At 70.3% G+C, this 23690-nt stretch carries 26 protein-coding genes; 13 read left to right on the top strand and 13 right to left on the bottom strand.

Going from position 1 to position 23690, the window contains the following annotated elements; translation table 11 throughout:
* The first annotated feature begins 228 nt into the window (after positions 1-228).
* Positions 229-1065: an MOSC domain-containing protein gene (locus tag ACQEU8_RS04920; RefSeq protein ID WP_433097177.1), complete on the top strand. Its 837-nt coding sequence runs from the start codon at positions 229-231 to the stop codon at positions 1063-1065.
* Positions 1066-1170: 105 nt separating this feature from the next.
* Here ACQEU8_RS04920 and ACQEU8_RS04915 read toward each other — a convergent pair whose 3' ends face one another.
* Complete coding sequence (locus ACQEU8_RS04915) at positions 1171-1671, bottom strand: SRPBCC family protein (protein ID WP_433097175.1); 501 nt, start codon at positions 1669-1671, stop codon at positions 1171-1173.
* An 87-nt stretch (positions 1672-1758) separates the two neighbouring features.
* On the opposite strand from ACQEU8_RS04915, the gene ACQEU8_RS04910 reads away from it, so the two are divergent.
* On the top strand, positions 1759-2403 hold the full coding sequence (locus tag ACQEU8_RS04910; protein ID WP_433097173.1) for a TetR/AcrR family transcriptional regulator: 645 nt from the start codon (positions 1759-1761) through the stop codon (positions 2401-2403).
* A gap of 35 nt (positions 2404-2438) precedes the next feature.
* Positions 2439-2909 carry a DUF4345 domain-containing protein gene (locus ACQEU8_RS04905; protein ID WP_433097171.1) on the top strand — a complete coding sequence of 157 codons (471 nt, stop codon included), beginning with the start codon at positions 2439-2441 and terminating at the stop codon, positions 2907-2909.
* 76 nt (positions 2910-2985) lie between these two features.
* Here the strand turns inward: ACQEU8_RS04905 and ACQEU8_RS04900 are convergent, their stop codons facing one another.
* The gene (locus tag ACQEU8_RS04900) at positions 2986-3219 is read right to left on the bottom strand and encodes a hypothetical protein (protein WP_433097169.1); all 234 of its coding nucleotides are present in this window, start codon (positions 3217-3219) and stop codon (positions 2986-2988) included.
* A gap of 223 nt (positions 3220-3442) precedes the next feature.
* On the opposite strand from ACQEU8_RS04900, the gene ACQEU8_RS04895 reads away from it, so the two are divergent.
* A complete protein-coding gene (locus tag ACQEU8_RS04895; protein ID WP_433102149.1) occupies positions 3443-4780 on the top strand; it encodes an ATP-grasp domain-containing protein in 1338 nt (445 codons plus the stop codon).
* A gap of 64 nt (positions 4781-4844) precedes the next feature.
* Positions 4845-6881 (top strand): CocE/NonD family hydrolase, encoded by a 2037-nt coding sequence (locus tag ACQEU8_RS04890; protein ID WP_433097167.1) that lies wholly within the window; start codon positions 4845-4847, stop codon positions 6879-6881.
* Between the two features lie 97 nt (positions 6882-6978).
* Here ACQEU8_RS04890 and ACQEU8_RS04885 read toward each other — a convergent pair whose 3' ends face one another.
* From ACQEU8_RS04885 to ACQEU8_RS04865, 5 genes are all read right to left on the bottom strand, one after another.
* Complete coding sequence (locus ACQEU8_RS04885; RefSeq protein WP_433097165.1) at positions 6979-7968, bottom strand: zinc-dependent alcohol dehydrogenase family protein; 990 nt, start codon at positions 7966-7968, stop codon at positions 6979-6981.
* Positions 7965-8867 (bottom strand): carbohydrate ABC transporter permease, encoded by a 903-nt coding sequence (locus ACQEU8_RS04880; RefSeq protein ID WP_433097163.1) that lies wholly within the window; start codon positions 8865-8867, stop codon positions 7965-7967. The genes ACQEU8_RS04885 and ACQEU8_RS04880 overlap by 4 nt, the downstream gene beginning before the upstream one ends.
* Positions 8864-9838 carry a carbohydrate ABC transporter permease gene (locus tag ACQEU8_RS04875; RefSeq protein ID WP_433097161.1) on the bottom strand — a complete coding sequence of 325 codons (975 nt, stop codon included), beginning with the start codon at positions 9836-9838 and terminating at the stop codon, positions 8864-8866. Before ACQEU8_RS04875 ends, ACQEU8_RS04880 begins: the two co-directional genes overlap by 4 nt.
* Entirely contained in the window at positions 9835-11238 is a 1404-nt protein-coding gene (locus ACQEU8_RS04870) for an ABC transporter substrate-binding protein (protein ID WP_433097159.1), read from the bottom strand. The genes ACQEU8_RS04875 and ACQEU8_RS04870 overlap by 4 nt, the downstream gene beginning before the upstream one ends.
* An 80-nt stretch (positions 11239-11318) precedes the next feature.
* The gene (locus ACQEU8_RS04865; RefSeq protein WP_433097157.1) at positions 11319-12080 is read right to left on the bottom strand and encodes a DeoR/GlpR family DNA-binding transcription regulator; all 762 of its coding nucleotides are present in this window, start codon (positions 12078-12080) and stop codon (positions 11319-11321) included.
* A gap of 334 nt (positions 12081-12414) precedes the next feature.
* On the opposite strand from ACQEU8_RS04865, the gene ACQEU8_RS04860 reads away from it, so the two are divergent.
* The 3 genes from ACQEU8_RS04860 (at position 12415) to ACQEU8_RS04850 (ending at position 14674) form a co-directional block, all read left to right on the top strand.
* Positions 12415-12981 carry a peroxiredoxin gene (locus ACQEU8_RS04860; RefSeq protein ID WP_433097155.1) on the top strand — a complete coding sequence of 189 codons (567 nt, stop codon included), beginning with the start codon at positions 12415-12417 and terminating at the stop codon, positions 12979-12981.
* Positions 12982-13148: 167 nt separating this feature from the next.
* On the top strand, positions 13149-13802 hold the full coding sequence (locus tag ACQEU8_RS04855) for a LysM peptidoglycan-binding domain-containing protein (RefSeq protein ID WP_433097153.1): 654 nt from the start codon (positions 13149-13151) through the stop codon (positions 13800-13802).
* Positions 13803-14137: 335 nt separating this feature from the next.
* Positions 14138-14674, top strand: a complete 537-nt coding sequence (locus tag ACQEU8_RS04850; protein ID WP_433097151.1) for a GNAT family N-acetyltransferase — start codon at positions 14138-14140, stop codon at positions 14672-14674.
* A 127-nt stretch (positions 14675-14801) separates the two neighbouring features.
* Here the strand turns inward: ACQEU8_RS04850 and ACQEU8_RS04845 are convergent, their stop codons facing one another.
* Complete coding sequence (locus ACQEU8_RS04845) at positions 14802-15248, bottom strand: cold-shock protein (protein WP_433102147.1); 447 nt, start codon at positions 15246-15248, stop codon at positions 14802-14804.
* A 323-nt stretch (positions 15249-15571) separates the two neighbouring features.
* Between ACQEU8_RS04845 and ACQEU8_RS04840 the strand changes: the two genes are divergently transcribed.
* A complete protein-coding gene (locus ACQEU8_RS04840; protein ID WP_433097149.1) occupies positions 15572-16231 on the top strand; it encodes a hypothetical protein in 660 nt (219 codons plus the stop codon).
* Positions 16232-16246: 15 nt separating this feature from the next.
* Here ACQEU8_RS04840 and ACQEU8_RS04835 read toward each other — a convergent pair whose 3' ends face one another.
* Entirely contained in the window at positions 16247-16858 is a 612-nt protein-coding gene (locus tag ACQEU8_RS04835; protein ID WP_433097147.1) for an NAD(P)H-dependent oxidoreductase, read from the bottom strand.
* A gap of 307 nt (positions 16859-17165) precedes the next feature.
* Here ACQEU8_RS04835 and ACQEU8_RS04830 point away from each other — a divergent pair, with 307 nt between their 5' ends.
* The 3 genes from ACQEU8_RS04830 (at position 17166) to ACQEU8_RS04820 (ending at position 18491) form a co-directional block, all read left to right on the top strand.
* Positions 17166-17675: a MarR family winged helix-turn-helix transcriptional regulator gene (locus ACQEU8_RS04830; protein ID WP_433097145.1), complete on the top strand. Its 510-nt coding sequence runs from the start codon at positions 17166-17168 to the stop codon at positions 17673-17675.
* Between the two features lie 87 nt (positions 17676-17762).
* Complete coding sequence (locus ACQEU8_RS04825) at positions 17763-18026, top strand: hypothetical protein (RefSeq protein WP_433097143.1); 264 nt, start codon at positions 17763-17765, stop codon at positions 18024-18026.
* A gap of 60 nt (positions 18027-18086) precedes the next feature.
* Positions 18087-18491, top strand: coding sequence for a hypothetical protein (locus tag ACQEU8_RS04820; RefSeq protein WP_433097141.1), 405 nt, complete (start codon positions 18087-18089; stop codon positions 18489-18491).
* Between the two features lie 141 nt (positions 18492-18632).
* Here ACQEU8_RS04820 and ACQEU8_RS04815 read toward each other — a convergent pair whose 3' ends face one another.
* The gene (locus tag ACQEU8_RS04815) at positions 18633-18848 is read right to left on the bottom strand and encodes a DUF4236 domain-containing protein (RefSeq protein ID WP_433097139.1); all 216 of its coding nucleotides are present in this window, start codon (positions 18846-18848) and stop codon (positions 18633-18635) included.
* A 204-nt stretch (positions 18849-19052) separates the two neighbouring features.
* Here ACQEU8_RS04815 and ACQEU8_RS04810 point away from each other — a divergent pair, with 204 nt between their 5' ends.
* Positions 19053-19757 carry a type 1 glutamine amidotransferase gene (locus ACQEU8_RS04810; RefSeq protein WP_433097137.1) on the top strand — a complete coding sequence of 235 codons (705 nt, stop codon included), beginning with the start codon at positions 19053-19055 and terminating at the stop codon, positions 19755-19757.
* Between the two features lie 123 nt (positions 19758-19880).
* Here the strand turns inward: ACQEU8_RS04810 and ACQEU8_RS04805 are convergent, their stop codons facing one another.
* Genes ACQEU8_RS04805 through ACQEU8_RS04795 form a run of 3 tightly spaced genes read right to left on the bottom strand, consistent with a single transcriptional unit; the run spans position 19881 to position 23511 of the window.
* Complete coding sequence (locus tag ACQEU8_RS04805) at positions 19881-20843, bottom strand: ABC transporter substrate-binding protein (RefSeq protein ID WP_433097135.1); 963 nt, start codon at positions 20841-20843, stop codon at positions 19881-19883.
* Positions 20840-21892, bottom strand: a complete 1053-nt coding sequence (locus ACQEU8_RS04800; RefSeq protein WP_433097133.1) for an ABC transporter permease — start codon at positions 21890-21892, stop codon at positions 20840-20842. The genes ACQEU8_RS04805 and ACQEU8_RS04800 overlap by 4 nt, the downstream gene beginning before the upstream one ends.
* Positions 21892-23511, bottom strand: a complete 1620-nt coding sequence (locus ACQEU8_RS04795; protein WP_433097131.1) for a sugar ABC transporter ATP-binding protein — start codon at positions 23509-23511, stop codon at positions 21892-21894. The genes ACQEU8_RS04800 and ACQEU8_RS04795 overlap by 1 nt, the downstream gene beginning before the upstream one ends.
* Between the last annotated feature and the right edge of the window lie 179 nt (positions 23512-23690).

Below are 23690 nucleotides of genomic sequence, written 5' to 3'. Positions count from 1 at the left end.
CGGACATGTCCCTCGGGGATCGAACGGGGTGCTGAGTCGGTCACGGAACTCTCCTCCTGAGGACCAGGCTATGCGACCCCGCAGCGGGTCCCCGCCGTCCGCCGGCCAGTACGCCGGGCGCCCGTCGGCGCCCCGGCCCGCGTCAGGCCCGGTACACACGACCGGGTCGGCCGTGCGCACAATCGACGGGCACCGACCGATCGGGCACACGAGCAGAGGGAGCAGCACATGGCCGAGGTCGTCGAGCTGGTCTACTACCCCGTCAAGGGGTGCGCGGCCGTCTCCACCAGCAGCGCGGTCATGCGGCCCGCCGGACTCACCCACGACCGCGGCTTCATGGTGGTCTCGCCGGAGGGCGTGGGACGCACCCAGCGCCGGGACCCGAAGCTCGCCGTCATCCGGCCCGAGGTGGGCGAAACGGCCGCGGGCGGCGAGCGGTTGACACTGCGCGCGCCCGGCACGACGGCGTTGCACGTCGACGTGGAACTGACGGGCGAGCGGCGCGAGGTTGACATGCTGGGCCGGCCGCTGCGCGGGATCGACCAGGGCCAGGACGCCGCCGACTGGCTCTCGGACGTCCTCGGCGCCCCCAGCAGGCTGGTCCGCGTCCCGCCCGAGAACGGCAGGGTGACCGACGGCCTCACCCCGGGCACGTCCCGCTACGCCGACAGCTCACCCGTCCACCTCCTCTCGCGCGCCACGCTGGAGCACCTCAACGCGCGGCTGGCCGCACGTGGTGCCGAGCCGCTGCCGATGACCCGCTTCCGCCCCAACATCGTGGTGGACGGCTGGGACGCGGAACCCCACGCCGAGGACCGGGCGCGGCTGCTGCGGATCGGCGACGCCGAACTGGGCTTCGCCAAGCTCGCCGTCCGCTGCGCGGTCACCCTGGTCGAACAGGGCTCCGGCAGCAAGGCGGGCCCGGAACCCCTCCGTACCCTGGCGACCTATCGCCGTTCCCCGGAGGGCGGCGTCACCTTCGGCGCCAAGTTCTCCGTACTGCGGCCTGGGACCCTCGCGGTGGGGGACAAGGTGGAGGTCGCCGCTTGGTCCGACGGCGCGTAGAGCCTGGGCGGCGCGGCCTTCCCCGCTGCTGGTGAGGGGGTGCCCCTTTCTGTCGGCTGCAGGCTGCCGGTGCGTTGTGGTTGCTCGCGCAGTTCCCCGCGCCCCTTACGGGGCTCGTCTCCCTGCCCGGGCGGCCAGCCGCAGCAGGCCCCGTACATATCCGCTGTGCCGCGCTGGCCGGCTCGGCTCGCCGCCGCAATTACGTTCCGCGCGGTCCAGGCCGTCCTCGAGGCACGCGTCGTGCAGCGGGCGCCAGAACAGGGGCCAGCTGAGCCGGGCGGGGCCGCGTGCCCGCATGGCCAGGGTGTGCCGCAGCAGTGTGCGGTCGCCGTCCGCCGTGAGGACCGCGTACTCGTGGAAGCCGTCGAAGCCCCGCGGGCCGGTGAAGGCGAACCGCACCCAGGTGCCGGGGACATACGCGGCGACCGTGTAGCGCACCGGGCCGTGGCCACCCGCGGCGCCCTCCCCCAGGGGCCGGTCGAATGCCATGGGGGGCCAGCCGCGCGGCCACAGCTGGTCGTCGTCGCCGGCCAGCGAGTCGAGCAGGGTGGCCACCCTGCTCGGCGGTGCGGGCAGCAGCCGTTCGTGCACGTTGTAGACGTCCATCGGACCTCCAGGGTCGGACGAGGCGGTTCATGGAGCGAGCCGTATTAGAGAGAGCTCTCTAATACGAGGCAGGTTACCCTCCCGACCATGGCGAGGCCACCCCGATTCGACACCGATCAGCTCCTCGACGCCGCCGTGCGGCTGGCTGCCGTCTCAGGACCGGCAGGCGTGACCATGGCAGCCGTCGCCAAGGAGGCGGGTGCGCCGAGCGGCTCGCTCTACCACCGCTTCGCGGGACGGAACGCGCTGCTGGCCGAGGTGTGGCTGCGTACCGTCGAACGCTTCCAGGAGAGCTATCTGCGGGTCCTGTCGGCGTACGACGATGTGCGGCAGGGTGCCTGTGCCGCCACCCGGCACGTGGTCGCCTGGTGCCGCGCCCACCCGGACGAGGCGGCGCTCCTCCTCTACAGTCCGGGCGACTTCGGCCGGGAGGAGTGGTCGGACGAGCACCGTTCCCGTGCGGACCGGGGCAACCGGCGGGTATTCGCCGAACTCGGCCCCGTGGCCACGGCGCTGGGCGCGGACGGCGCCGAGGGCGTCGAACGTCTCACCCTCGCCCTGATCGACCTTCCGCTCTCCGTCGTCCGGCGTCATCTGCGTGCCGGCGGCGCCCTTCCCGCGTATGCCGAAGCCCTCGTCGAGGACTGCGCGGCAGCACTCATCGACACCCTGCCCGGATCCGGACAGGGCGCCCGGCGGGAGGGCAGCGGCGCAGGCCGGGACGGAAGTTGAGAGCGGAGGCCGAGGGGGTGCGCGAACATGAGGGCATGGCTTCTCACTCAGTACAGGGCGACCGCGGACGGCGGGCCCTCCAGGTCACGCTCGGGACCCTCGCCGCGATCCCGTTCGCTTCCGGTACGGCCGGAATGCTCGCCGGTCCCTCGGCGCTGCCGGGGCAGAGCGGGCAGGTCAGCGCGACGCTCGACAGCGAGTACCGCTTCGTCAACGCCTTCTGGCTGGCCGCCGCGCCACTCATCTGGACCTCGCTGCCCCGGGTGGAGCAGCGTGGCGGTGTACTGCGCCTCGTGCTCGGCACCGCCTTCGCCGGCGGGCTCGGGCGCGTGGTCTCCTGGCGGAAGACCGGCCGTCCGTACCCGACGATGATCGCCGCGCTCGGCCTCGAACTGGTCGCGGTGCCCGGCCTGCTGGCCTGGCAGGCCGCAGTCGCCCGGGCGGCCCGCGCCCAGCAGGCCCCCCGCCGGGGCGGGAGGGCGAACCGGGTCGCCGCCCGTCGGTGAGCGGCGGAGCAACGTAAAGAGCCCCTGTCGGACAGCGCATGTGCTGTCCGACAGGGGCTTCTTCGGCAGGCTCAGCTCAGCGTTTCGGCGGCTTGATCCACCCCTTCTTCACCAGCTGGTTGCAGATGTTCTTGGCCCGCGCGTCAGTGGCCTTGTGCTGCTTCTTCACCTCTTTGATGCAGTCGACGTACGGGAAAGGCGGCTTGGCGGCCCGCGTCTGGGCGTGTGACGTGGCGGTGGCCTGCCCGGTCGCCAACAGCACGCCGCTCATCGCAACGGCTGCTGCCAGCGCGATACTCCTCCGAGTCAACGAGTTCTCCTCTTCTCGCTCCGGAACCCGGTGTTCCGGATTCGCACTGGCTCCAACGATCAAGCTCGCGATCGGCAACGAGACACCACCCGGCCTGACGCGCACGTTTCCCCGCTCCGCTGTCCGGCAACCCGGTCCCGGCTGCCGGGACCGGGCCAGTGCGCCGGCGGCCCCGGGCTCGACCCGGGACCACCGAACAGTGACGTGGAGGGTGCACGTGTCCATATCGGAAACCGACAAGAAGAACGTCTTCGTCCTCGGCATGGACGACGCCAACCGCGCCACTCTCCAGGCAGTACCCGAGGTGGCGCGCTACCGCTTCCATCCGCTGCTGGTGCCGGAGGAGTTGCAGGGGGACGCAATCTCGGTGCCCGAGCTGCTGGACCGCGCCGAGCGCATCCTCGACTCCTTCGACGGCAGCATCGACGCCATCGTCGGGTACTGGGACTTCCCCGTCAGCGTCATGATCCCGCTGCTGGCCGGCCGGTACCGCACACGCAGCACCAGCCTGGAATCGGTGGTCAAGTGCGAGCACAAGTACTGGAGCAGGCTGGAGCAGCAAAAGGCCGTCGACGAGGTGCCCAGGTTCGGCCGGGTCGACCTGGACGCCGCCGAACCGGAGCCGCCCGAGGGGCTGCGGTTCCCCATGTGGGTGAAGCCGGCGCTGGCGTACTCCTCGGAACTGGCCTACGGCGTGACGGACCGGGCGGAGTTCCGGGCGGCCGTCGACAAGATCCGTAAGGGAATCGGGCGGATGGGAAGGCCGTTCGAGTACATCCTCGACCAGGTCGAGCTCCCCGAGGAGATGGCCGGGGTGGGCGGCATGGTCTGTCTCGCCGAGGAGCGGCTGACCGGCGTCCAGGTCGCCGTCGAGGGCTATGTGCACCAGGGCGCTGTCACCGTCTACGGGGTGCTGGACTCCATCAACTACCCCGACACGTCCTCCTTCCTGCGGCACCAGTATCCCAGCAGCCTCCCCGTGCCCGTCCAGGAGCGGTTGGCGGCGGTGTCCGAGCGCGTCATGCGGCAGATCGGGATGGAGGCGGCCACCTTCAGCATCGAGTTCTTCTACGACCCGGGGAAGGACGAGATCAAGCTGCTGGAGATCAACCCTAGGCACTCCCAGTCGCATGCCGAGCTGTTCGACTACGTCGACGGCGTCCCCAACCACCACTGCATGCTCGCCCTCTCTCTCGGCCGCGACCCCGCGCTCCCGTACCGTGCGGGCCGCTACGCGTGCGCGGCCAAGTGGTACCACCGCTGGTTCACCGACGGTGTGGCGCGTCGCGTGCCCTCCGCCGAGGAGATCGCCAGGGTCGAGGAGGAGATCCCCGGTGTCCGCGTCGACGTGGTGCCCGACGAGGGCCAGCGGCTGCGGAACCTCACCCAGCAGGACAGCTACAGCTACGAGATCGCGCACGTCTTCACCGCCGGGGAGGACGAGACCGAACTGCGCGAGAAGTACGACCGCGCCATCGCGGCCCTGGGCCTGCACGGCACCGCGCCAGGGCACACCGCGTCGACCGGCGTCCCCACCGGTGATACGGCCCGGCACGCGTAACCGCGCGGACAGCCGCCCGCCAGGAGCCGCGCACAGTAGTACGACAGGAGCGGAGACCGCACCCATGCGCAGCGTGCACAACCTGCCCTACGAGACCAAGGAAGAGCCCGTCACCGTGCCGCTCCCGGACGGCACCCGGCTGTCGGCGCGGGTCTGGCGCCCCGTCTGTTCGGACGAGGAACCCCTGCCGGCGGTGCTGGAGTACATCCCCTACCGGCAGCGCGACCTGACCGCCGTACGGGACTCGATCCACCACCCCTACATCGCCGGGCACGGCTACAACTGCGTCCGCGTCGACCTGCGCGGCACCGGGGACTCCGACGGGGTGCTCCAGGACGAGTATCTGGAGCAGGAGCAGCAGGACGCCGAGGACGTCCTCGACTGGCTCGCGGCCCAGCCCTGGTGCGACGGCACCACCGGGATGATGGGCATCTCCTGGGGCGCCTTCGCCGCCCTCCAGGTCGCGGCGCGCCGGCCGGAGAGCCTGCGCGCAGTGGTCATCGCCTCGTTCACCGACGACAGGTACGCCGACGACATGCACTACATGGGCGGCACGCTGCTGTCGGACAACCTGGCCGAGGCAGGCACCATGTTCGCCTACAGCACCTGTCCACCCGACCCCGCTGTCGTCGGGGACCGCTGGCGCGACATGTGGTTCGAGCGGCTGGAGCACAGCGAACCATGGGTACTGGAGTGGCTGCGCCACCAGCGGCGCGACGACTACTGGCGGCACGCGTCCGTCTGCGAGAACTACCAGGCCGTGCGCTGCCCGGTGCTGGCCTCCAGCGGCTGGGCCGACGGGTACTCCAACGCCGTCACCCGGCTCCTCGCCCACCTCGACGTCCCCCGCAAGGGCCTCATCGGCCCCTGGTCGCACAAGTTCCCGCACCTGGGGGAGCCGGGCCCGGCCATCGGCTACCTCCAGGAGGTCGTCCGCTGGTGGGACCACTGGCTCAAAGGCGTCGACAACGGCGTCATGGACGGCCCCATGCTGAGCACCTGGATGCAGGACAGCGTGCCCCCGTCCACCGCCTACGAGGAACGGCCCGGCCGGTGGGTCGTCGAGCCCGAATGGCCCTCGCCGAACGTCACCCAGGTCACCCACCCGCTGTCCCGCTACCGCATCTGCCCGCCGGAAGAACGACGGGAGGAGGAGCCGGAGCACCAAGCGGCGCTGACGGTGCGCTCCCCGCTGTCGGTCGGCCAGTTCGCGGGCAAGTGGGCCTCGTACAACGCGCCCCCGGATCTGCCCTACGACCAGCGTGAGGAGGACGGCGGGTCACTGGTCTTCGAGACGGCGCCGCTCACCGAGCGGGTGGAGATCCTCGGTTCGCCGAGCGTGGAGTTGGACCTGTCGGTCGGCGAGCCGGTGGCGCAGGTCGCCGCGCGGTTGTCCGATGTGGCGCCCGACGGCAGCGCCACCCGGATCACCTACGGCCTGCTGAACCTCACCCACCACAGCGGAACGGACGCCCCCGAGCCACTGGAGCCAGGCCGCCGCTACCGTGCCACCGTGCAGCTCAACGGGGTGGCACAGGCCTTCCCTCCGGGCCATCGCATCCGGCTGTCACTGTCCACCTCGTACTGGCCGCTGGCCTGGCCGCCCCCGGAGCCCTCGCTGCTGAGCGTGTACGAGAACTCCAGCGCCCTCACCCTGCCGGTGCGGACCCCGCGCGAGGAGGGAGAGGCACCGCGCGCCCTCTTCGGCGAACCGGAGGGCGCGCCGCCGCTGGCCACCACCACGCTGACGCCGCCTGAGGAGCGCTGGGACGTCAAGCGCGATCTGATCGGCTACCACCACGAGTTGGAGATCGTGAAGGACCGGGGCATGGAGCGCCTGGACCACATCGGGCTGGATGTCGGCCGCCGCGCCTACGAGCGGTACACGGCCGTTGCCGACGACTTCACCTCCGTAGCCGGCGAATCCACCTGGACGATGACGTTCCGACGGTCCGGCTGGGAGTCGCAGACCGTCACCCGCACGGTGCTGACCTGCACCGAGGGCACCTTCCATGTGCACGCCACGCTGGACGCGTACGAGTCGGGCCACCGCGTCATTTCCCGCACCTGGAATGAAGCGGTGCCCCGCGACTGCCTCTAGGCGTGCCCTGCGGTTCTGCGTACTCCGCGAAGGGGGCTGCGCTTGCCAGCCCTGCGCCTCTGGCGCAGACCTCCCAAGCGCAGCGCAGGGCTCCCTCTTACGGGACCACCACAATCTTGCGGCCCTTCCCCTCCGCGAAGCGCCCCAACGCCTCCGGGTAGGAGGCCAACGGCATCCGGTCCGAGATGAACACCTCGGGATCGAGGATCCCGCCCGCGAACAACTCGGCGGCCCTCTCATAGCTGTGCAGGACGGCCATCGAACCGGTGATGGTGATCTCCTGGTTGTAGATGCGGTACGGCTCGATCGTCGCCCGCGTCGCATAGTCGGAGACGCCGAACTGCAAAAACGTGCCCGCCTTGGCGACCCGGCCCAGGCCGTCCTGGATCGCGGCGGCGTTGCCCGTCGCGTCCACCACCAGGTCCCAGCCCTCGGGCCGGTCCAGCTCCTCCGCCGTCGCCGCCGCACCGCTGCACCCCAGGCTGCGGGCCGTGGCCAGCCGGTCGGGGTTGAGGTCGAGCACATCGACGCTCGCCGCACCGGTCCGCTTGGCCAGCTCCAGCATCATCAGCCCCATCGTCCCCGACCCGTAGATCAACACATGGGAGCCGAGCTGGCTCTTGAGCACGTCGTAGCCGCGTACCGCGCAGGACAGCGGCTCTATGAGCGCGGCGTCCTGGGTACGGACGTGCGGGGGCAGCCGTACACAGTTGGCGACCGGTGCGACGGCGTACTCGGCGGCGCCGCCCGCGCGGGACACACCGATCGCCGCCCACCGGTCGCACAGGTTGTTGTGGCCGCGGCGGCAGTAGCGGCACTCGTGGCAGTACAGCGACGGGTCGACGGCCACCTGGTCGCCCTCGGCCAGCTCGGTCACCTCCCTGCCCAGCGCCACCACCTCCCCGGCGAACTCATGCCCCGGCACCAGCGGCAGCGACGGGGCGAACTCGCCCTGGAGGATGTGCAGATCGGTGCCGCACAGTCCGCACGCCGACACCTTCACCACCACCTCGCGGGGTCCGGGGGTCGGGTCGGGAATCTCCGTCAGGGACACCTTGCCCACGGACTCGACGAGTGCGGCCTTCATTTGACAGCTCCTAGCGACAGGCCCTGGACCAGCTTGTCCTGGGCGGCGAACCCCGCGGCGAGCACCGGCAGGGAGATCACGAGAGACGCGGCGCACACCTTGGCCAGGAAGAGGCCCTGGCTGGTGATGAAGCCGGTCAGGAAGACGGGCGCCGTCTGCGCCACGACCCCCGTCAGCACCCGCGCGAACAGCATCTCGTTCCAGGAGAAGATGAAGCAGATGAGCGCGGTGGCGGCGATGCCGGGCGCGGCGACCGGCGCGACGACCCGGGTGAGGACGGTGGGCAGCCGTGCCCCGTCGATCTGCGCCGCCTCGATCAGCGCGGTGGGCACCTCGGAGAGGAAGGACTGCATCATCCACACCGCGATCGGCAGGTTCATCGAGGTGTAGAGGATGACGAGCAGCCAGATGTTGTCGAGGAAGCCGGTGTTCTTCGCGAACAGATAGATCGGCAGCAGTCCGGCGACGATCGGCAGCATCTTCGTCGACAGGAAGAAGAACAGTACGTCGGTCCACTTGCGTACCGGCCGGATGGACAGCGCGTACGCGGCCGGCAGTGCCAGCACCAGCACCAGCAGGGTGGAGAAGACCGAGGCCATCAGTGAGTTGGCCAGCGCGGGCCACGGCCCGGCGCCGCCGCCCGCACTGAAGAACTCCCGGTAGCCGTCCAGCGTCAGCGGTGCGGCCAGCGACGGCGGGTTGGTGGCGGCGTCCGACTCCGAGTGCAGCGAAGTGAGCACCATCCAGGCGATCGGCAGCACGAAGAGCAGTCCGCACACCCAGGCCAGCAGCCCCAGCGCGGCGTTCTTCCGGCGGACGCTTCTCGGCGCGGTGGACGCGGCCTTCGGTGGCGCGGCGGACGGTGCCGCCTCGGGTGCGCCTGCGGTCAGGGCGCTCATGCGCGGACCTCCTCGCGGAACAGGGACGAGACCACCCGCAGCGCGAGGGTGGCGATGATCAGGGAGCCGATGACGACGAGTACCCCGGCGGCCGACGCCAGTCCGTACTCATGGCCTTGGTAGAAGGTCTGGTAGATGGTGTACGGCAGGTTCGCGGTGCCGAGACCGCCGGAGGTGATGGTGAAGACGGCGTCGAAGTTCTGCACGATGTAGATCGACCCCAGCAGCGCCCCCAGCTCCAGATAGCGGCGCAGATGCGGCAGCGTCAGATAGCGGAAGATCTGCCAGGCCCCGGCGCCGTCGATCCGCGCCGCCTCGATGGCGTCGGCGGGACGGCTCTGCAGTCCGGCGAGCAGGATCAGCATCATGAACGGTGTCCACTGCCAGATCAGCGCCACCTCAACGGCGCCCAGCGGCATTTCGGCCACCCAGTCCGGCTGCGGTGCCTTCTCCCCGAACAGCCAGCTGAGCACCCCGTTGAGCAGCCCGTATTCGGGGTTGTACAGCACGTGCTTCCACAGCAGGGCCGCGGCCACCGGCACCAGCAGGAACGGTGCGATCAGCAGCGTGCGCACCAGTCCGCGCCCCCGGAAGCTGCGATCGAGCAGCAGCGCCAGCAGCAGCCCGAGGACGAGGCTGACCAGCACGACGACGGCGGTCAGCAGCGCGGTCGTCAGCACCGAGTCGCGCAGCTCGGGGTCGCTGAGCACCTCCTGGTAGTTCTCGAAGCCGCCGAAGGACCGTGCCTCGGGGTAGAGCGCGTTCCAGTCGAAGAACGAGACCACCAGCGTGGCCACGAACGGCAGCTGGGTGACGACGATCATGAAGACGAGCGCGGGCAGCAGCGGCGCTCTGGTGACCCAGGCCCGCAGCCTGTTCGGCGGTCCTTTCGGAGCGGCGGCCGTACGGGCGGCCGGCAGGCGCTCCTCCTCGTGCGCGCCGGGCGCCGGAGTGGTGGTCGGAGTGCTCATCGGCCTCGCCCCTCGTAGTCGTCGGAGACCTCCTGCGCCAGCTGCTGGGCCTTTTGCAGCGCTTTGTCCACCGACTGGCGGCCCGCGATGGCGGCGCTGATCTCATGGGAGACCTTGGTGCCGAGGTCGGAGAACTCGGGAATGTCCACGAACTGGATCCCGATCGTGGGGCGCTTCTGTACGCCCGGGTTCCGCGGCTCGGCCCGGGTGATGGCCTCGCGGGTGACCTCGTGGAAGGCGCCGGCGGCCTTCTTGTACTCGGGCAGCTCGTAGGTCGAGGCGCGCTTGCCCGCCGGGACGTTGGCCCAGCCGAACTCCTTGCCGACCAGCTTCTCGTACTCCTTGCCGGACGCCCAGGAGATGAACTTCCACGCCTTGTCCGGGTTGCGGCTCGCCTTCTGGAGGCCCCACGCCCAGGAGTAGAGCCAGCCCGAGCTCTTGGTCCTGACGACCGGCGCGGGCACGTAGCCGATCTTCCCCTTCACCTTGGACTTGGCGCTCTCCAGTGAGCCGGCGCCCGCCGTCGCGTCGTACCACATGGCGGTCTTGCCCTGCGTCATGTTGTTGAGGCACTCGGCGTAGCCGGACTGCGCCGCACCGGACTGACCGTGCTTGCGCACCAGGTCGACATAGAACTTGGTCGCCTTACGGAACGCGGGGTCGTTCAGCCGCGCGTTCCAGTCCTTGTCGAACCAGGTTCCGCCGTAGGTGTTCACAACGGTCGTCAGTGGGGCGATGAGCTCGCCCCAGCCGGGCAGCCCGCGCAGGCAGATGCCCTTCATGCCCTGCTCGGCGCCGTCCGCCTGGGCCGCGAGCTTCGCCACCTGCGGCCAGGTGGGGCGCTTCGGCATCTTCAGGCCCTCCCGTTCGAAGACGTCCTTGCGGTACATCAGGAAGGACGACTCGCCGTAGAAGGGCTGCGCGTAGACCTGGCCGTCCTCGCCGCTGAGCGACTCGCGCACCGGCGGCAGGATGTCCTGCTGGTCGAAGCCCTTGTCATTGCGCACATACGGGGTCAGGGAGCGCAGCCAGCCGTTCTTGGCGAAGATCGGCGTCTCGTAGTTGCTGAGCGTCGCCACGTCGTACTGCCCGGCCTGGTTGGCGAAGTCCTGGCTGATCTTGTCGCGGACGTCGTTCTCCGGCAGCACCGTGAATCTGACCTTGATGCCGGTTTCCTTGGTGAAGTGCTTGGCGGTGAGCTTCTGGAGCTCCTGCATCTGCGGGTTGTTCACCATCAGGACAGTGATCGTGTCGCCTCCGGAGCCGAGCGCGCCTGCCCCCGCGCAGCCGGACAGCGCGAGCAGCACACCCGCCGTGCCGGCGGCGGTGGCCGCCCTGACCGCCCTGGTCCGTCGTGGTCGGCTGCGTATCCGGCCCTGCGGACTGCTCTGACAGCGCATATGAACTCCTGGCGAATCTGGATATTACGGTCAATCGGGGGCGCACTTCACGGCCGCCCGTGCGAGCTGGGGGAGCGCGGTCAGACCCTGAGGACCTGCGGCCCGCGCAATGCGTAGCGGTGTGCTTCCGGAGCGGGCAGGCCCGTGGAGGTGACGAGCGCCTCGAAGTCGCCCACCTCCGCGAAGCGGCAGAAACTCACCGCACCGAACTTCGTGTGCAGCCCCGCGAAGACCCGCCGCCGCGCGGCCCGCACCGCCTGCGCCTTGACCTCGCTGACGGCCGGATCCGGGGTGGTCAGCCCGTGCTCGCGGGAGATGCCGTTGGCGCCGACGAAGGCCAGATCGATGACGAACCCGGCGAGCATCTTCGTCGTCCAGTGCTCGACGGTCGCCAGCGTTCCGCCCCGCACCCGCCCGCCGAGCAGCAGTACGGTGAACTCCCCGGCCGTCGCCAGCACGCTCGCCACCGGCAGCGAGGCCGTCACCACGGTCAGCTGCCGGTCCCGCGGCAGCGCCTCGGCGATGAGCTGCGGGGTGAACCCCTCGTCGATGAAGACCGTCTCCGCGTCCCCGAGCAGCTCGACGGCCGCCGAGGCGATCCGCCGCTTCTCGGGCACATGCATGGTGGTGCGGTACGCGAGCGTCGTCTCGAACCCGGCGCTCTCCACCGGGTAGGCGCCGCCGTGCGTCCGCCGCAGCAGCCCGTGCTGCTCCAGTACGCGCAGATCGCGGCGGACCGTCTCCTTGGCGACGCCCAGTTCCGCGGCCAGCTGGGCAACCTCGACGGAGCCCAGTCGTCGTGCCGTACCGACGATCTGCCGCTGCCGCTCCGCCGCGCTCATGGCTCCTGCGCCCCTCTCCGTTCGGTCACGGACGTGCCCGTTCCTGCCCGTGTGGAGAGTTCTACAGCCCTCCGGCGGGAGCGGCCAGCCTTCCGACGAAGAAGATGATGCCTGCTTGTGCCCGTTCCGCTTTTCCCCGGAAGCCCCCATGACCAGCAGTTCCGGCGCCGTCTGCGGCAGGGCGCCGCCCGTTCCGGTCCGGTGTTCGCCCGTTCGGTGCCCGTCCCGTCCGCGAGCCGTACGGTCACGCGGCGGCTTGCCCCCACTCCGTGGAGTCGGGGTTAGCGTGCGGGCAACAGCACCGGCACCGACCCGAGGAGGGGAAGGAGACCACGTGGACGACCTGACGCGGCTGCCCGCCGGACTGCCCGTACCCGAGGACGACGGTGCGGCCGACCACCTGACCGGGATGCGGCTGCCGCACCTCCAACTACCGGAGACCGGCGGGAAGTTGGTCGCCCTGGACCAACTCGGCCCCGGCCGCACCGTCCTCTACGTCTACCCCCTCACCGGCCGCCCGGACCGCGAGCTGCCCAACGGCTGGGACAGCATCCCCGGCGCACGCGGCTGCACCCCCGAAGCCTGCGGATTCCGCGACCACCACGAAGAACTCCGTACCGCGGGCGCCGCCGCGGTCTTCGGCGTATCCAGCCAGGACAGCCCCTACCAGCGCGAGGTCGTCGAGCGCCTGCGGCTGCCCTTCGCCCTGCTCTCCGACCCCGCGCTGACCCTCGCCGGAGTCCTCGGCCTGCCCACGTTCACCGCCGACGGGCGGACGTTCTACCGCCGTCTCACCCTGATCGTCCGCGACGGCGTGATCGAGCACGTCTTCCATCCCGTCTTCCCTCCGGACCAACACGCCGCCCAAGTTCTCGACTGGCTGCGGGCCCACTCCGGCTAGGTACCGCCCAACGGGGACGCCCGGTACCTCTGGACGGGTGAAAGATCGGCAAAGCAGAACGGATCGTCGGCCCGGATCGCATCTGACGGAGTTTGCTACCGCCCTGACGGGCTTTCCTCTGACCCCAACAGAGAGTCTTCGGGCTCGACGGTAAGGACTTGATTCAGATGCGTAAGACCAAAATCGCCACCTTCGGCGTCCTCACCGCGGCCGCCGTTGCCGTCCCGGCCGCCCCCGCCTTCGCGCAGGAGGGGCAGTCAGCCGACACGCACACGCACACGGAGGCCCCGCAGCGTCAGGGCTCCCCGACCACCAACACCTACGAGGTGCGGTCCGGCGACACCCTGTCCGAGGTGGCGCAGAACCATGGCACCACCTGGCAGGAACTCGCCGAGCAGAACGGGCTCCAGGATCCCGACCGGATCTTCCCCGGGGACCGCCTGACCGTCGGGGAGGCCGCACCCCAGCCGGCCCCGACGTCCCCGGACACCGCGGCCCCGCCCAGCGCCGAGCAGAACACCGCACAGCAGGCGCAGGAACCGGCCTCCCAGCCGCAGCAGGCACCGGAGGGCCGCACCAAGGGCCAGGCTCCCAACGCCTCGACAGCGGAGAGCGCCGCCAAGGCGGAGATCATCCGCCGGGAGTCCAGCGGCAACCCGAACGCGCAGAACGGCAAGTACTACGGCCTGTTCCAGACCGACCAGCCCTGGGGCAGAGGCACGGTCGCCGAACAGCACGCCGGCGCGGAGCGCTACGTCCAGGAGCGGTACGGCTCCTGGGCGGCGGCACTCGCCTTCCACAACGCGCACGGCTGGTACTGACCAGCACGCAGGGCACCCCCCGCTCCGGTCCCGGTCCGCCCACCGTCACGGCGGACCGGGGGCGGTGGCCCAGAAAATCGGTTCGGCGCCGTTCCCAAGTCGTGCTAGCGTCCGCGCGACGGTGGTCGGCGGGTCGCTGACCTGAGCGAACAGCGAACGGGGAGATGAGTTGATGATTGCCGTGGAGACCGCCGCGACAAGCGGTGCCCGGACAGTTCTCATCTCCCGGGTCCCGGTCCTGAGCTGAGGCCAGGGGCACACCCGTTCCGATACCACAGGGGCGCACACCCCGCTCACCCGCAGCACCGGGATCCCTCATCACAAAGGTGTTCCCGTTGTCCCAACCACCCACAACTGTCTTCACCACCCGCGCCGAGAAGCCCGGCTCCGCCGAGGACGCCGCCGCGATCCGCAGGATCACCCTGGCGGCGTTCCCGACCCCGCAAGAGGCCGGGATCGTCGAGGCGCTGCGCAGCGATCCCGCTGCGTGGATCGACGGTCTCTCCCTGCTCGCCGAAACCCCCGACGGCACTCCCGTCGGTTACGCGCTGCTCACCCGCTGCCACGTCGACGGACACCCCGCACTCACCCTCGCCCCGTGCGCGGTGCTGCCGGCGTTCCAGCGGACGGGAGCCGGTTCGGCGGCGATCCGCGCGGCACTGGCCGCCGCTCGCGGCCTGGGCGAGAACCTGGTGCTCGTCCTCGGACACCCCGAGTACTATCCGCGGTTCGGGTTCGTACCTGCCTCCCGGTTCGGTATCCGCGCCCCGATCGAGGTGCCGGACGAGGCGATGATGGCCCTCACCCTGGACGAACAGGCCGACACGGTGCCGTCCGGAGTGATCCAGTACCCGCCCGCGTTCGGGATCTGACGGCCCCGTCGCCCTCGTCCGGCGGCACGTTGCCGGCGACGGCGCTGCGGCCGTAACGACGCTGCCGTGCCCGAACGGGACATTCCGTACGGGCACGGCAGCGTGCTGTTGCCGGGCGTGACGCCCGTCAGTCCTCGGCCCAGCCGTGGCTCTTCCCGAACTGCACCAGACGGCGCCGGATGTCCAGGATCTGCGCCCCGGTCAGCCCCGGCCCCGCCTCCAGCAGCAGTTCCGTCACGGCCTTGGTGTACTCCGCGACACTGAGCACATCGCACATCGGATCGTCGCCGTCCTCCGCACGGGAGACCGCTGACCCGTGCGTGGTGTGGCTCCCGGCGGCTGCCGGCGACTCGAACGAGGGGGAGTCGGGGCGCTCCAGGAGCCGGACGGACGAGGCCTTCAGACCTCGGTCCCCGTCCTCGATCTCGAACTCGACAGCCACGCCGGTGTGGACGAACGACTCCGGCATCATCAGATCGTTCGCGTGCAGAAAGACGTCCTCGCCCCCGTGGTCCGGGGCGATGAACCCGTAGCCCCGCGCACCGTCGAACCGGACGACTCGGCCAGCAACCATATCCACCCCAAACCACACTCCCCGGGCCCCTTGCCCGGACACCTGACCGGGATCTTAGCGACCGCGATCCGCGTGAGGGATGCGGACGACAGGCCCCGGCAGGCACCCGCACCCCGGGCGTCATGCGGCCGGAACGCCGCCGAAAAGGTGACCTGCCGTCAGGAATCAAAAACCCCGGAGGAGTTGGCGAAACAGGCGGTTCCGAGGGGTTTACCGGCGCGGCATTCGGGCACGCGGCCCTTGCCGGGTCTCTCCTCCGAGGCTCGGGCCCCATCGGGACGGCTCCCGAGGTCGACGTGCCGGGAGCCGGGGAGAAGGCGCACATGTTCACCACCCTCCTCACCGTCGGCCTCGCCGTGATCGTGGCCGTCGCGTTCGGGCTCGCGATCCGGCTCAGGCAGCGAGCCGCGGCTCTCGACGGGCAGCAGATGGAGCGGCGCTTCGGCCCCGAGTACGAGCGTGTCCTGGCCCGGCGCAACGGCGACGCCAAAGCTGCCCGCCGGGAACTGGCCGACCGGCTCCGGCGCTACGGCTCGCTCAAGGTCCTGCCGCTCACGTCCGGCGCGCGCGAGCGCTACCTGGCTCAGTGGAAGGCCGTTCAGGAGCAATTCGTCGAGTCCCCTGTCAGGGCGCTCGGTGAGGCGGAGGCGCTGCTGACACGGTTGGCCGCCGAGCGCGGCTACCCGGCCGAGGCGCCTTTCGAGGAGCGGATCGCCGCGCTCTCGGTGCACCACGCGCGGCGCGTACAGGGATATCTGCGGGTCCACGACGCACGACGCGGCAACACCCCGAATACGCCTGATGCCGGGAGCGCCCCGGATACGGAGGAGATGCGCGCCGCCCTCCTCGAAGCGCGCGCCCTCTTCGACTCGCTGCTCAACGCCCGCGCCTGCAACGGCGGCGTACAGCAGCGGGAGCGCGTCCCCCGGCCCGCCCGCCCCCGCATCGGTCTGCCGGGCGGTACGGCCTCGGGCGCGCATTGACCCTGAGCGCGCCGGTCAGTCCACGAGCGCCGACGCCAGGGCGCGGGCCTGTCGCAGCCACTCGGCGCGCTGGGCTTCGGTGGAGTCGGTGACCGTACGGAACACGGTCCGCCGTACGTCCGTCACGCCCGTGTACGGCAGGACGCAGGCGCCCCAGATGTTGTGGAGCGGGTCGTTGAACTCGCGCTCTTCCCGCCGGGCCGGGGTGTCCGAGGTGTTGAGGATCAGCGCGCGGCCCGCGGACAGCAGCCCGATCGGCTCGCCGTCCGCCGTGCCCAGCTTGTAGGCGACCCCGGGCGCCAGCACCCGCTGCACCCAGCCGGTGAGGATCGCGGGCGGCATCCCCCACCAGTTGGGGTGGACGAACACTAGGGCGTCGGCTGCGGCCACCTGCGCACGGTGCCGGGCCAGTGCGGTGTCCCCGGCGTCTTCGGGGTCTCCCGCTGTGGCCGCCCCGTCCACGGTCTCCGTCTCCCACGCGGTCAGCACCGGGTCGAAGGACTCGGCGTACAGATCGTGTGCCCACACCGCGCAGCCGCGCTGCCGCAGTTCGTCGACGACGGCGTCGAACAGGGCGTGGTTGCAGCTGCCGGAACGGGGATGTGCGAGGTAGGCCGCTATGCGCATGGAGTCATTGTGCGCCACTGCCACCTGGCACAACGACGGCATTCCCGCACGCTGCGTGAACGCCTGTCGCAGCGGGCATGACATGCGTCCGGCCGGGCATACGGGGTGATCAGGGATAGGCTTGTCGATGATGGGCGCCGCATCGAGCCGGTGAAAGCCGCCCCCTGCGTACCCCGACCGGCGCCGGCACGAACGTGCGGAGCGCCCGGCTTCCCCAGCGCCGACAGCGCCCCGCCGAGTGGAACGCTGAGGAGAAGCAGGCGCTGGGCCCGGCTGGCCCGTGCCGCCGATATGGAGTGGTACTGATATGGGCGTGAACCCCTCACCTCCCGGTCGGAACGCCCGAGAAGCCGCACAACGGGCAGGGGAGGTCATCGAACTGCTCGAAGTGCTGTGGGAGCAGGGCCGGAACGCCGCCTCGACCGCGCCCGTCTCGCCCTCGCAACTACGCGTCATGTACTGCGTCGACCGCGACGAGGGCATGAACCTGCGGACGCTGGGGGAGGCGCTGGGCTCCGCGCCGTCATCGGTCAGCAGGCTCTGCGACCGGCTGGAGGCGATCGGGTTCGTGGAGCGCTCACCGAGCCCCACCAGCAGGCGGGAGCTGGAGCTGCGGTTGACCCGCCGGGGCAGGGCGTATCTGCGGGGTCTGCGTGAGCAGCGTGAGGAGGCCCTGCTGGAAATCCTCACCACCATGCCGTCCCACGAACGGGACGCACTGCTCAAAGGGCTCAAGGGCTTCGTCTCCGCAGCGGAAGGCGCCTCCTCCTACCCTGCGCCGGCCGTGTCCGCCGAGACCTCCATGAGACCCGCCTGACCGAGGCCGGCCTCGGCCGGGCACCGGTCTACCCAGCGGTGCGCTCACTCCCTAGTGTGGCGTCACCGACCCTGGAGGGGGGATCAAGTGTCTTACTCGGGACCGCCCTATCAGTCAGGACCGCCACCCGCCAACGACTCCAACACGCTGAGCATCGTCGGCATCGTGCTGGGCACCATCGCCTTCATCTTCTGCCCGCCCGGCTTCGGTATCGCGGGGATCATCTGCGGCGTCGTCGCCAAGTCCAAACAGGAGCGGCTCGCGCCGACCGCGATCGGGGTCTCCATAGCCGGGCTGGTCCTCGGCACGGTGCTCGGAGTGCTGGTCTTCCGCGGTATGTACGGCGGTTGACCCTCGACCGCCCCCACACGGCACGGTTTGAGGACACGCTGTGCGGTTACCCGCAGCCGCATGGCTGATCCGGTGAAGAACGCGAAGCGAAGCAGTGCGGGGAACGCGGCCAAGACCGCGACGGCGAACGGGGCGGAGGACGGCGCCAAGCGCGCCACCAAGGCCGCGTCCGGCACCACCGCCGCGGCCTCCAGGACCGCCGCCAAGGCGGGCGAAGCCGCCAACTCCGCAGGAGAAGCCGCCAAGAAGAAGGGAGAGGCCGCCAAGGACACGCTGGTGTCCGTGGGATCCAAGGCCGGCACGGCCGCCACGGCCGGAGTGGCCGCCGTCAAGGAGCGCAAGAAGGTCACCGCCGGTGCGGCCGGCGGGCTGCTCGCCCTCCTGGCGGGAGCGTTCGCGCTGGGCCGCAGGAGCGCCCATAGAAGCGCGGGTCCCGTGACGCGACTGACCAACGGCCGTATCTGAACGAACTGGTGCGGTGGGGCCGACGAAGGCCGGACAGGCGCACAGCCTGTCCGGCCCTCGCCTGTCCGGCCCTCGCAGCGCACGCTGCGCCGCGCCTTCGTTGTGCGGGTCCGCAGCGGGTTTGCACCCGGCCCTGCGGCCTCAGTGGCGTATCGAGCGGAGCCGGCCGAGACGGCGAGTGGTGCGCCGTTGACCGAAGGGGCCGGGCAGCTGTAGCGATGTCGTACGGCGCCCCATCGACCTGCGTGCCCGGCGCGGGCTGTGACGGCTGCCCGTGGTGATGGACACCGACCCGCGGCGGATGTTCATCCGTACCCCCGGCAGAATCCGGAAGCTCTTCCGGTAGGCGAGCCCCATGGTTCCTTCCTCTCGCTCTCGCTGTCGTACCGCTGAGGTCCCCGGGTACCCGCCGGGGACCCGCCCAGTCACAGTCCTGCCCGGCCCGGGCCCACTGCTGCGCATCGGCTCGACTACGAGGAGCGACCGACCGCACCCGCCGTATGTGCCGTGCCACCATGAGCGACTGTGGGCACACGGACACCGGACGGAAGGCGGTGCGGGGTGGCGGGGAAAGCCCTGGTGGTGCAGAACACGGCTCGGGGAGGACCGGGGCGGTTCGGCGACTGGCTGGCCGAGGCCGGGCTCGCCGTGGAGATCGTCCGGGCGTACGAGGGCACTCCGCTGCCGCCGCGACTCACGCAGGACGCGCTCGTCGTTCTGGGTGGCGGGTTCATGCCCGACGACGACGTGCGCGCTCCCTGGCTGGCGCCCACCCGCGCCCTGGTGGCGCAGGCGCTGGACGACAGTATCCCGGTGTTCGGGATCTGCCTCGGCGGACAGCTGCTGGCGCACGTCGCCGGGGGAGAGGTCGCGGCGGAGCACGGGGAGCCGGAGATCGGCAGCACCCCGCTCACCCTGCGGGCCGAAGCGGAGAGCGATCCGCTCTTCCACGGGCTGCCCCGGCGGGTGACCGCGATCGAGCGGCACGTGGACGCGGTCACGGCGCTGCCGCCCGGCGCCGTATGGCTCGCCGAGAGCGAGCGCTGCCCGTATCAGGCGTTCCGCGTCGGGGAGCGGGCGTGGGGTGTGCAGTTCCACCCCGAGACGGAGCCGGAGCGGATCCGCACCTGGGACGCCCAGCGCCTGGCCGCCGAGGGCCTCGACCGGGCGGCGCTTCTTCGCCGGGCAACCGAGGACGCCGTTGCGGCCACGCCGGTGTGGCGGCAACTGACCTACCGCTTTGCGGAGTTGGCGTTGTTCCGGTGAGGGTGCCCCTGTTTGTCGCTTGCGAGGTGCGTGTCCCTGCGAAGCTTGGGCAGTCTGCGCCAGGGGCGCAGGGTGGGCAAGCGCAGCCCCCATTGCGGGGTACGCAAGACCCGCCGGCAACACCTATCGGTACAGCACCGACTTGATCCTCGGCTCGTCCACGTTATGCCGGTCATACCAGTAGTACCCGGTGTTGATGGTCCTCGGCAGTTTCTCGCCCCGCTTGGCCTTCAGCGCCGCGTCCACCAGTTTGCGGCCGATGGCGAGCGGGTCCTGGGTGATGGCGCCGAGCATCTCGCCCTTCTTGATGGCGTCGATCTGGCCCTTCCCGGAGTCGAAGCCGACCGTCTTGATGTTCTCGCGGCCGCTTTCCCTGACGCCCTGGATGACACCCATGGCGGAGCCCTCGTTGGTGCCGTAGATCCCCTTGAGATCGGGGTTGGCGGTGATGATCGCCTTGGTGATGTCGGCCGATTTGGTCTGGTCGCCGCCGCCGTACTGCACGGGCAGCAGCGTGATGCCCGGCGCGTGTTTCGACATCCAGCCCGCGAAGCCGTCCCGGCGGTCGATGCCCGAGCCGCTGGTCTGGCTGTGCGCGACGACGGCGACCTTCCCCTTGCCGCCGAGCGCCTCGGCCAGGTGCCGGGCAGCCTCGGCGGCCGCCGCCCGGTTGTCCGTCGCGACGGTGGTACGGGGAATCTCGCTGTCCACACCGGAGTCGAAGGCGATGACCGGCACATTGTTCCGCTTCGCTTTCCGCAGCATCGGCTCGGTGGCCCGCGAGTCGAGCGCCGCCAGCCCCAGCGCGTCGGGGCGCTTGCCCACGGCGTTGGTCACCTGCGTCACCTGGGTCTCGACATCGCTCTCCGTTGCCGGTCCCTGGAAGCTGATCTCGGCGCCGCGCTCATCGGCCTCCTGCTGGGCGCCCTTCTTGACCGACTGCCAGAACTGCTGTTGGAAGCCCTTGGAGACGATCGCCACGTACGGCTTGTCGTCGCCGCCCGGCTTGTCGGAGGCCGCGCAACCGCTGAGTGCCGACAGCAGGGCCGCCACGAGCAGCGCGGCGTTGCGCCGGGGCCGCATCATCGGGCTCCTCCAGTGACGCCGGTGACGCCGGAGCCGGCAGCCGCACGTTTGCGCGCCATGTCCGCGTAGACGGCGACGACGATCACGCTGCCGAGGATGACGTTCTGCCACTCCTGCGGGACGGCCAGCACTTGGAGGCCGTTGTTGAGCACCGAGATGATCAGCGCGCCGATGACCGTACCGACGACGGAGCCCTTGCCGCCGCTCAGTGAGGTGCCGCCGATGACGACCGCGGCGATGGCCTGGAGTTCGTACCCCATACCGGTGGCGGGCTGGGCCGAACCCAGCCGCGCGGAGATCAGCACGCCGGCCAGGCCGATGAACAGGCCCGCCAGCGTGTAGACGACGATTTTCCATTTGCGTACGTCGACACCGGAGAGCGCGGTGGCTTCCTCGTTGCTGCCGATGGCGTAGGTGTAGCGGCCGAGCACGGTGCGGCTGAGCGCCACTGAGGCGAGCACGGCGACGGCGGCCAGGATGAGCACCGCGTTGGGGAAGTCGGTGCCCGGGATGATGCTGCCGGTGGAGATGTCGGTGTACGCGGTCGAGTCGAAGTAGATCGGCGCGCTGCCCGAGATGACCAGTGCCAGCCCGCCCGCGACCAGCATCATCGCGAGCGTGGCGATGAACGGCGGCAGTCCGAGCACGGTGACGTTCAGCCCGTTGAGGAAGCCGATGAGCGCGCCGAACAGCAGTGTGCCGAGGACGCCCACGGCAATCGGCAGCCCCATGTTGGTGATCAGCGCACCGGAGATGACGGCACAAAGCGCCATACCGGTACCGACCGACAGGTCGATACCGCCGGTGATGATCACGAACGTTGCGCCGAGGGCCAGCGTGCCGATCACCACGGTCGCGAAGAGGATCGAGGTGATGTTGCCGTAGCTGAGGAAGATCGGGTCGGCGATCGCGAAGAACACACAGATCACGACCAGGCTGCCGAGCGCCAGCAGTTGCTGGAGGCGGCCCTTGAGCGTGCCGCCCGCCTCGGCGGCCGGGGTGGCGGGGTGTTGTTCCTGCTGGGGCGCGGAGGCCGTCGAAGCTGTCATCACTCGCCTGCCTTGGGAATGCCGGGGTTGCTGCCGGTGCGGGAAGCGGTGTTGTCGTGGGACGCGGAGGGCTCGAGCGAGGGCGTGCCCGGACGCAGCGTCGCGTAGTGCATGACCCGTTCCTGGGTGGCTTCGGCGGCGCTCAGTTCGCCGGTGATCCGGCCCTCCGCCATCACCAGGACGCGGTGCGACATCCGCAGTACCTCGGGGAGGTCCGAGGAGATCATGATGATCGCCTTGCCCTGTTCGGCCAGTTCGTCGAGGAGGCGGTAGATCTCCTCCTTGGCGCCCACGTCGATGCCGCGCGTCGGCTCGTCGAAGATCAGCACATCGCACTCCTTGACGAGCCACTTGGCGATGACGACCTTCTGCTGGTTGCCCCCGGAGAGGTTCTTGACCGGACGGCCGACCGAGGGCGTCCGGATCCGCAGCGTGGAGACCAGCTCGGCCGCGCGCTCCTGTACCGCAGCGTCACGGACGAAACCGAACGACTGGAAGCGTTCCCTCAGGGAGCTGAGCGCGATGTTCGTACTGACGCTGTCCTCCACCAGCAGGCCCAGCCGCTTGCGGTCCTCGGACAGATAGCCGATACGGTGCCGTGCCGCGTCCGCCGGGTTCTTGATCCGTACGGGGCGGCCGTGCAGGGTCACCGTGCCGGAGGTGATCGGGTCCGCGCCGACCAGCGCCCGCGCCACCTCGGTGCGGCCCGCGCCCATCAGCCCGGCGAAGCCCAGGATCTCGCCCTTCCTGAGATCGAAGCCGACATCATCGAGCAGCGTTTTGGTGCACAGCCCGGAGACCGACAGCACCGTTTCGCGCTCCTGCCGTACGGTCCGCGGTCCGGCGCCCGCCTCCAGCTCGCGGCCGACCATCCGCGCGATGACCTCGGGCATCGAAGTCTCCGCCGTCCGCAGCGTTTCGACGTACCGGCCGTCGCGGATGACGGTGATCCGGTCGCAGAGCGAAGCGAGTTCCTCCATCCGGTGCGAGATGTAGATGACGCCCGTGCGGGGCCGTACGAAGCGCCGGATGAGCTGGTGCAGCACCCGCACCTCGGTGTCGTTCAGCGCGGCGGTTGGCTCGTCCATGATGAGGACGCGCGGGTTGTACGAGAGGGCCTTGGCGATCTCCACCATCTGCTGCTGCGCGACGGTGAGGGTGCCGACCGTGCGGCGTACGTCCAGGGGGAGTTCGAGGCGGTCGAGCAGCTCCCGGGCGCGGGTGTCGAGCGCCCGGTGGTCGAGCAGGAGGCCGGCCTTGCGGGGTTCGCGGCCGATGAAGATGTTCTGCGCGACCGTCAGGTCGGGCATCAGGTTGAACTCCTGGTGGATGATGCTGATGCCGCGCTGTTGCGCGTCCCGCGGCCCGGTGAGCCGCAGCGGTTCGCCGTCCAGGAAGAACCGGCCTTCGTCGGGGGTGTGGATGCCGGAGAGCAGCTTCATGAGCGTCGACTTGCCCGCGCCGTTCTCCCCGACCAGTGCGAGCACTTCACCGTGCCGCAGGTCGAGCCGCATCCGGTCCAGGGCTTTGACACCGGGGAAGCTCTTGCTGACGTCCTCCACGCGCAGCAGCGCCGGACCGGCCTGGGCGGCTGCTGCTCCGGCGTTCTCGCCGGCCATCTCAGGGCTGTCCCATGGGATCGAGGCTGAGCACGGCGAACTCCTCCAGAAATCGATTTCAGGTAGCGTAGAAACGGCCGGTCGGGACGTCAACAGGTGTGCCAGGCGGCTTTCTTACGGAGTTCCCGCCGGGCGGCGTCGAGGCTGCCCGATCCTCCGCGGATGGCTGCTCAACGGGC

Source organism: Streptomyces sp. CA-250714, assembly GCF_050936705.1.
GTDB lineage: Bacteria > Actinomycetota > Actinomycetes > Streptomycetales > Streptomycetaceae > Streptomyces.
This window is presented reverse-complemented; position numbering and strand designations above follow the sequence as displayed.

Bases quoted from the DNA above. Each gene is read 5' to 3' on its own strand.
- ACQEU8_RS04920 (WP_433097177.1), top strand. From the start codon at position 229: ATGGCCGAGGTCGTCGAGCTGGTCTACTACCCCGTCAAGGGGTGCGCG.
- ACQEU8_RS04915 (WP_433097175.1), bottom strand. From the start codon at position 1,671: ATGGACGTCTACAACGTGCACGAACGGCTGCTGCCCGCACCGCCGAGC.
- ACQEU8_RS04910 (WP_433097173.1), top strand. From the start codon at position 1,759: ATGGCGAGGCCACCCCGATTCGACACCGATCAGCTCCTCGACGCCGCC.
- ACQEU8_RS04905 (WP_433097171.1), top strand. From the start codon at position 2,439: ATGGCTTCTCACTCAGTACAGGGCGACCGCGGACGGCGGGCCCTCCAG.
- ACQEU8_RS04890 (WP_433097167.1), top strand. From the start codon at position 4,845: ATGCGCAGCGTGCACAACCTGCCCTACGAGACCAAGGAAGAGCCCGTC.
- ACQEU8_RS04885 (WP_433097165.1), bottom strand. From the start codon at position 7,968: ATGAAGGCCGCACTCGTCGAGTCCGTGGGCAAGGTGTCCCTGACGGAG.
- ACQEU8_RS04880 (WP_433097163.1), bottom strand. From the start codon at position 8,867: ATGAGCGCCCTGACCGCAGGCGCACCCGAGGCGGCACCGTCCGCCGCG.
- ACQEU8_RS04875 (WP_433097161.1), bottom strand. From the start codon at position 9,838: ATGAGCACTCCGACCACCACTCCGGCGCCCGGCGCGCACGAGGAGGAG.
- ACQEU8_RS04870 (WP_433097159.1), bottom strand. From the start codon at position 11,238: ATGCGCTGTCAGAGCAGTCCGCAGGGCCGGATACGCAGCCGACCACGA.
- ACQEU8_RS04865 (WP_433097157.1), bottom strand. From the start codon at position 12,080: ATGAGCGCGGCGGAGCGGCAGCGGCAGATCGTCGGTACGGCACGACGA.
- ACQEU8_RS04855 (WP_433097153.1), top strand. From the start codon at position 13,149: ATGCGTAAGACCAAAATCGCCACCTTCGGCGTCCTCACCGCGGCCGCC.
- ACQEU8_RS04845 (WP_433102147.1), bottom strand. From the start codon at position 15,248: ATGGTTGCTGGCCGAGTCGTCCGGTTCGACGGTGCGCGGGGCTACGGG.
- ACQEU8_RS04840 (WP_433097149.1), top strand. From the start codon at position 15,572: ATGTTCACCACCCTCCTCACCGTCGGCCTCGCCGTGATCGTGGCCGTC.
- ACQEU8_RS04835 (WP_433097147.1), bottom strand. From the start codon at position 16,858: ATGCGCATAGCGGCCTACCTCGCACATCCCCGTTCCGGCAGCTGCAAC.
- ACQEU8_RS04830 (WP_433097145.1), top strand. From the start codon at position 17,166: ATGGGCGTGAACCCCTCACCTCCCGGTCGGAACGCCCGAGAAGCCGCA.
- ACQEU8_RS04820 (WP_433097141.1), top strand. From the start codon at position 18,087: ATGGCTGATCCGGTGAAGAACGCGAAGCGAAGCAGTGCGGGGAACGCG.
- ACQEU8_RS04815 (WP_433097139.1), bottom strand. From the start codon at position 18,848: ATGGGGCTCGCCTACCGGAAGAGCTTCCGGATTCTGCCGGGGGTACGG.
- ACQEU8_RS04805 (WP_433097135.1), bottom strand. From the start codon at position 20,843: ATGATGCGGCCCCGGCGCAACGCCGCGCTGCTCGTGGCGGCCCTGCTG.
- ACQEU8_RS04800 (WP_433097133.1), bottom strand. From the start codon at position 21,892: ATGACAGCTTCGACGGCCTCCGCGCCCCAGCAGGAACAACACCCCGCC.
- ACQEU8_RS04795 (WP_433097131.1), bottom strand. From the start codon at position 23,511: ATGGCCGGCGAGAACGCCGGAGCAGCAGCCGCCCAGGCCGGTCCGGCG.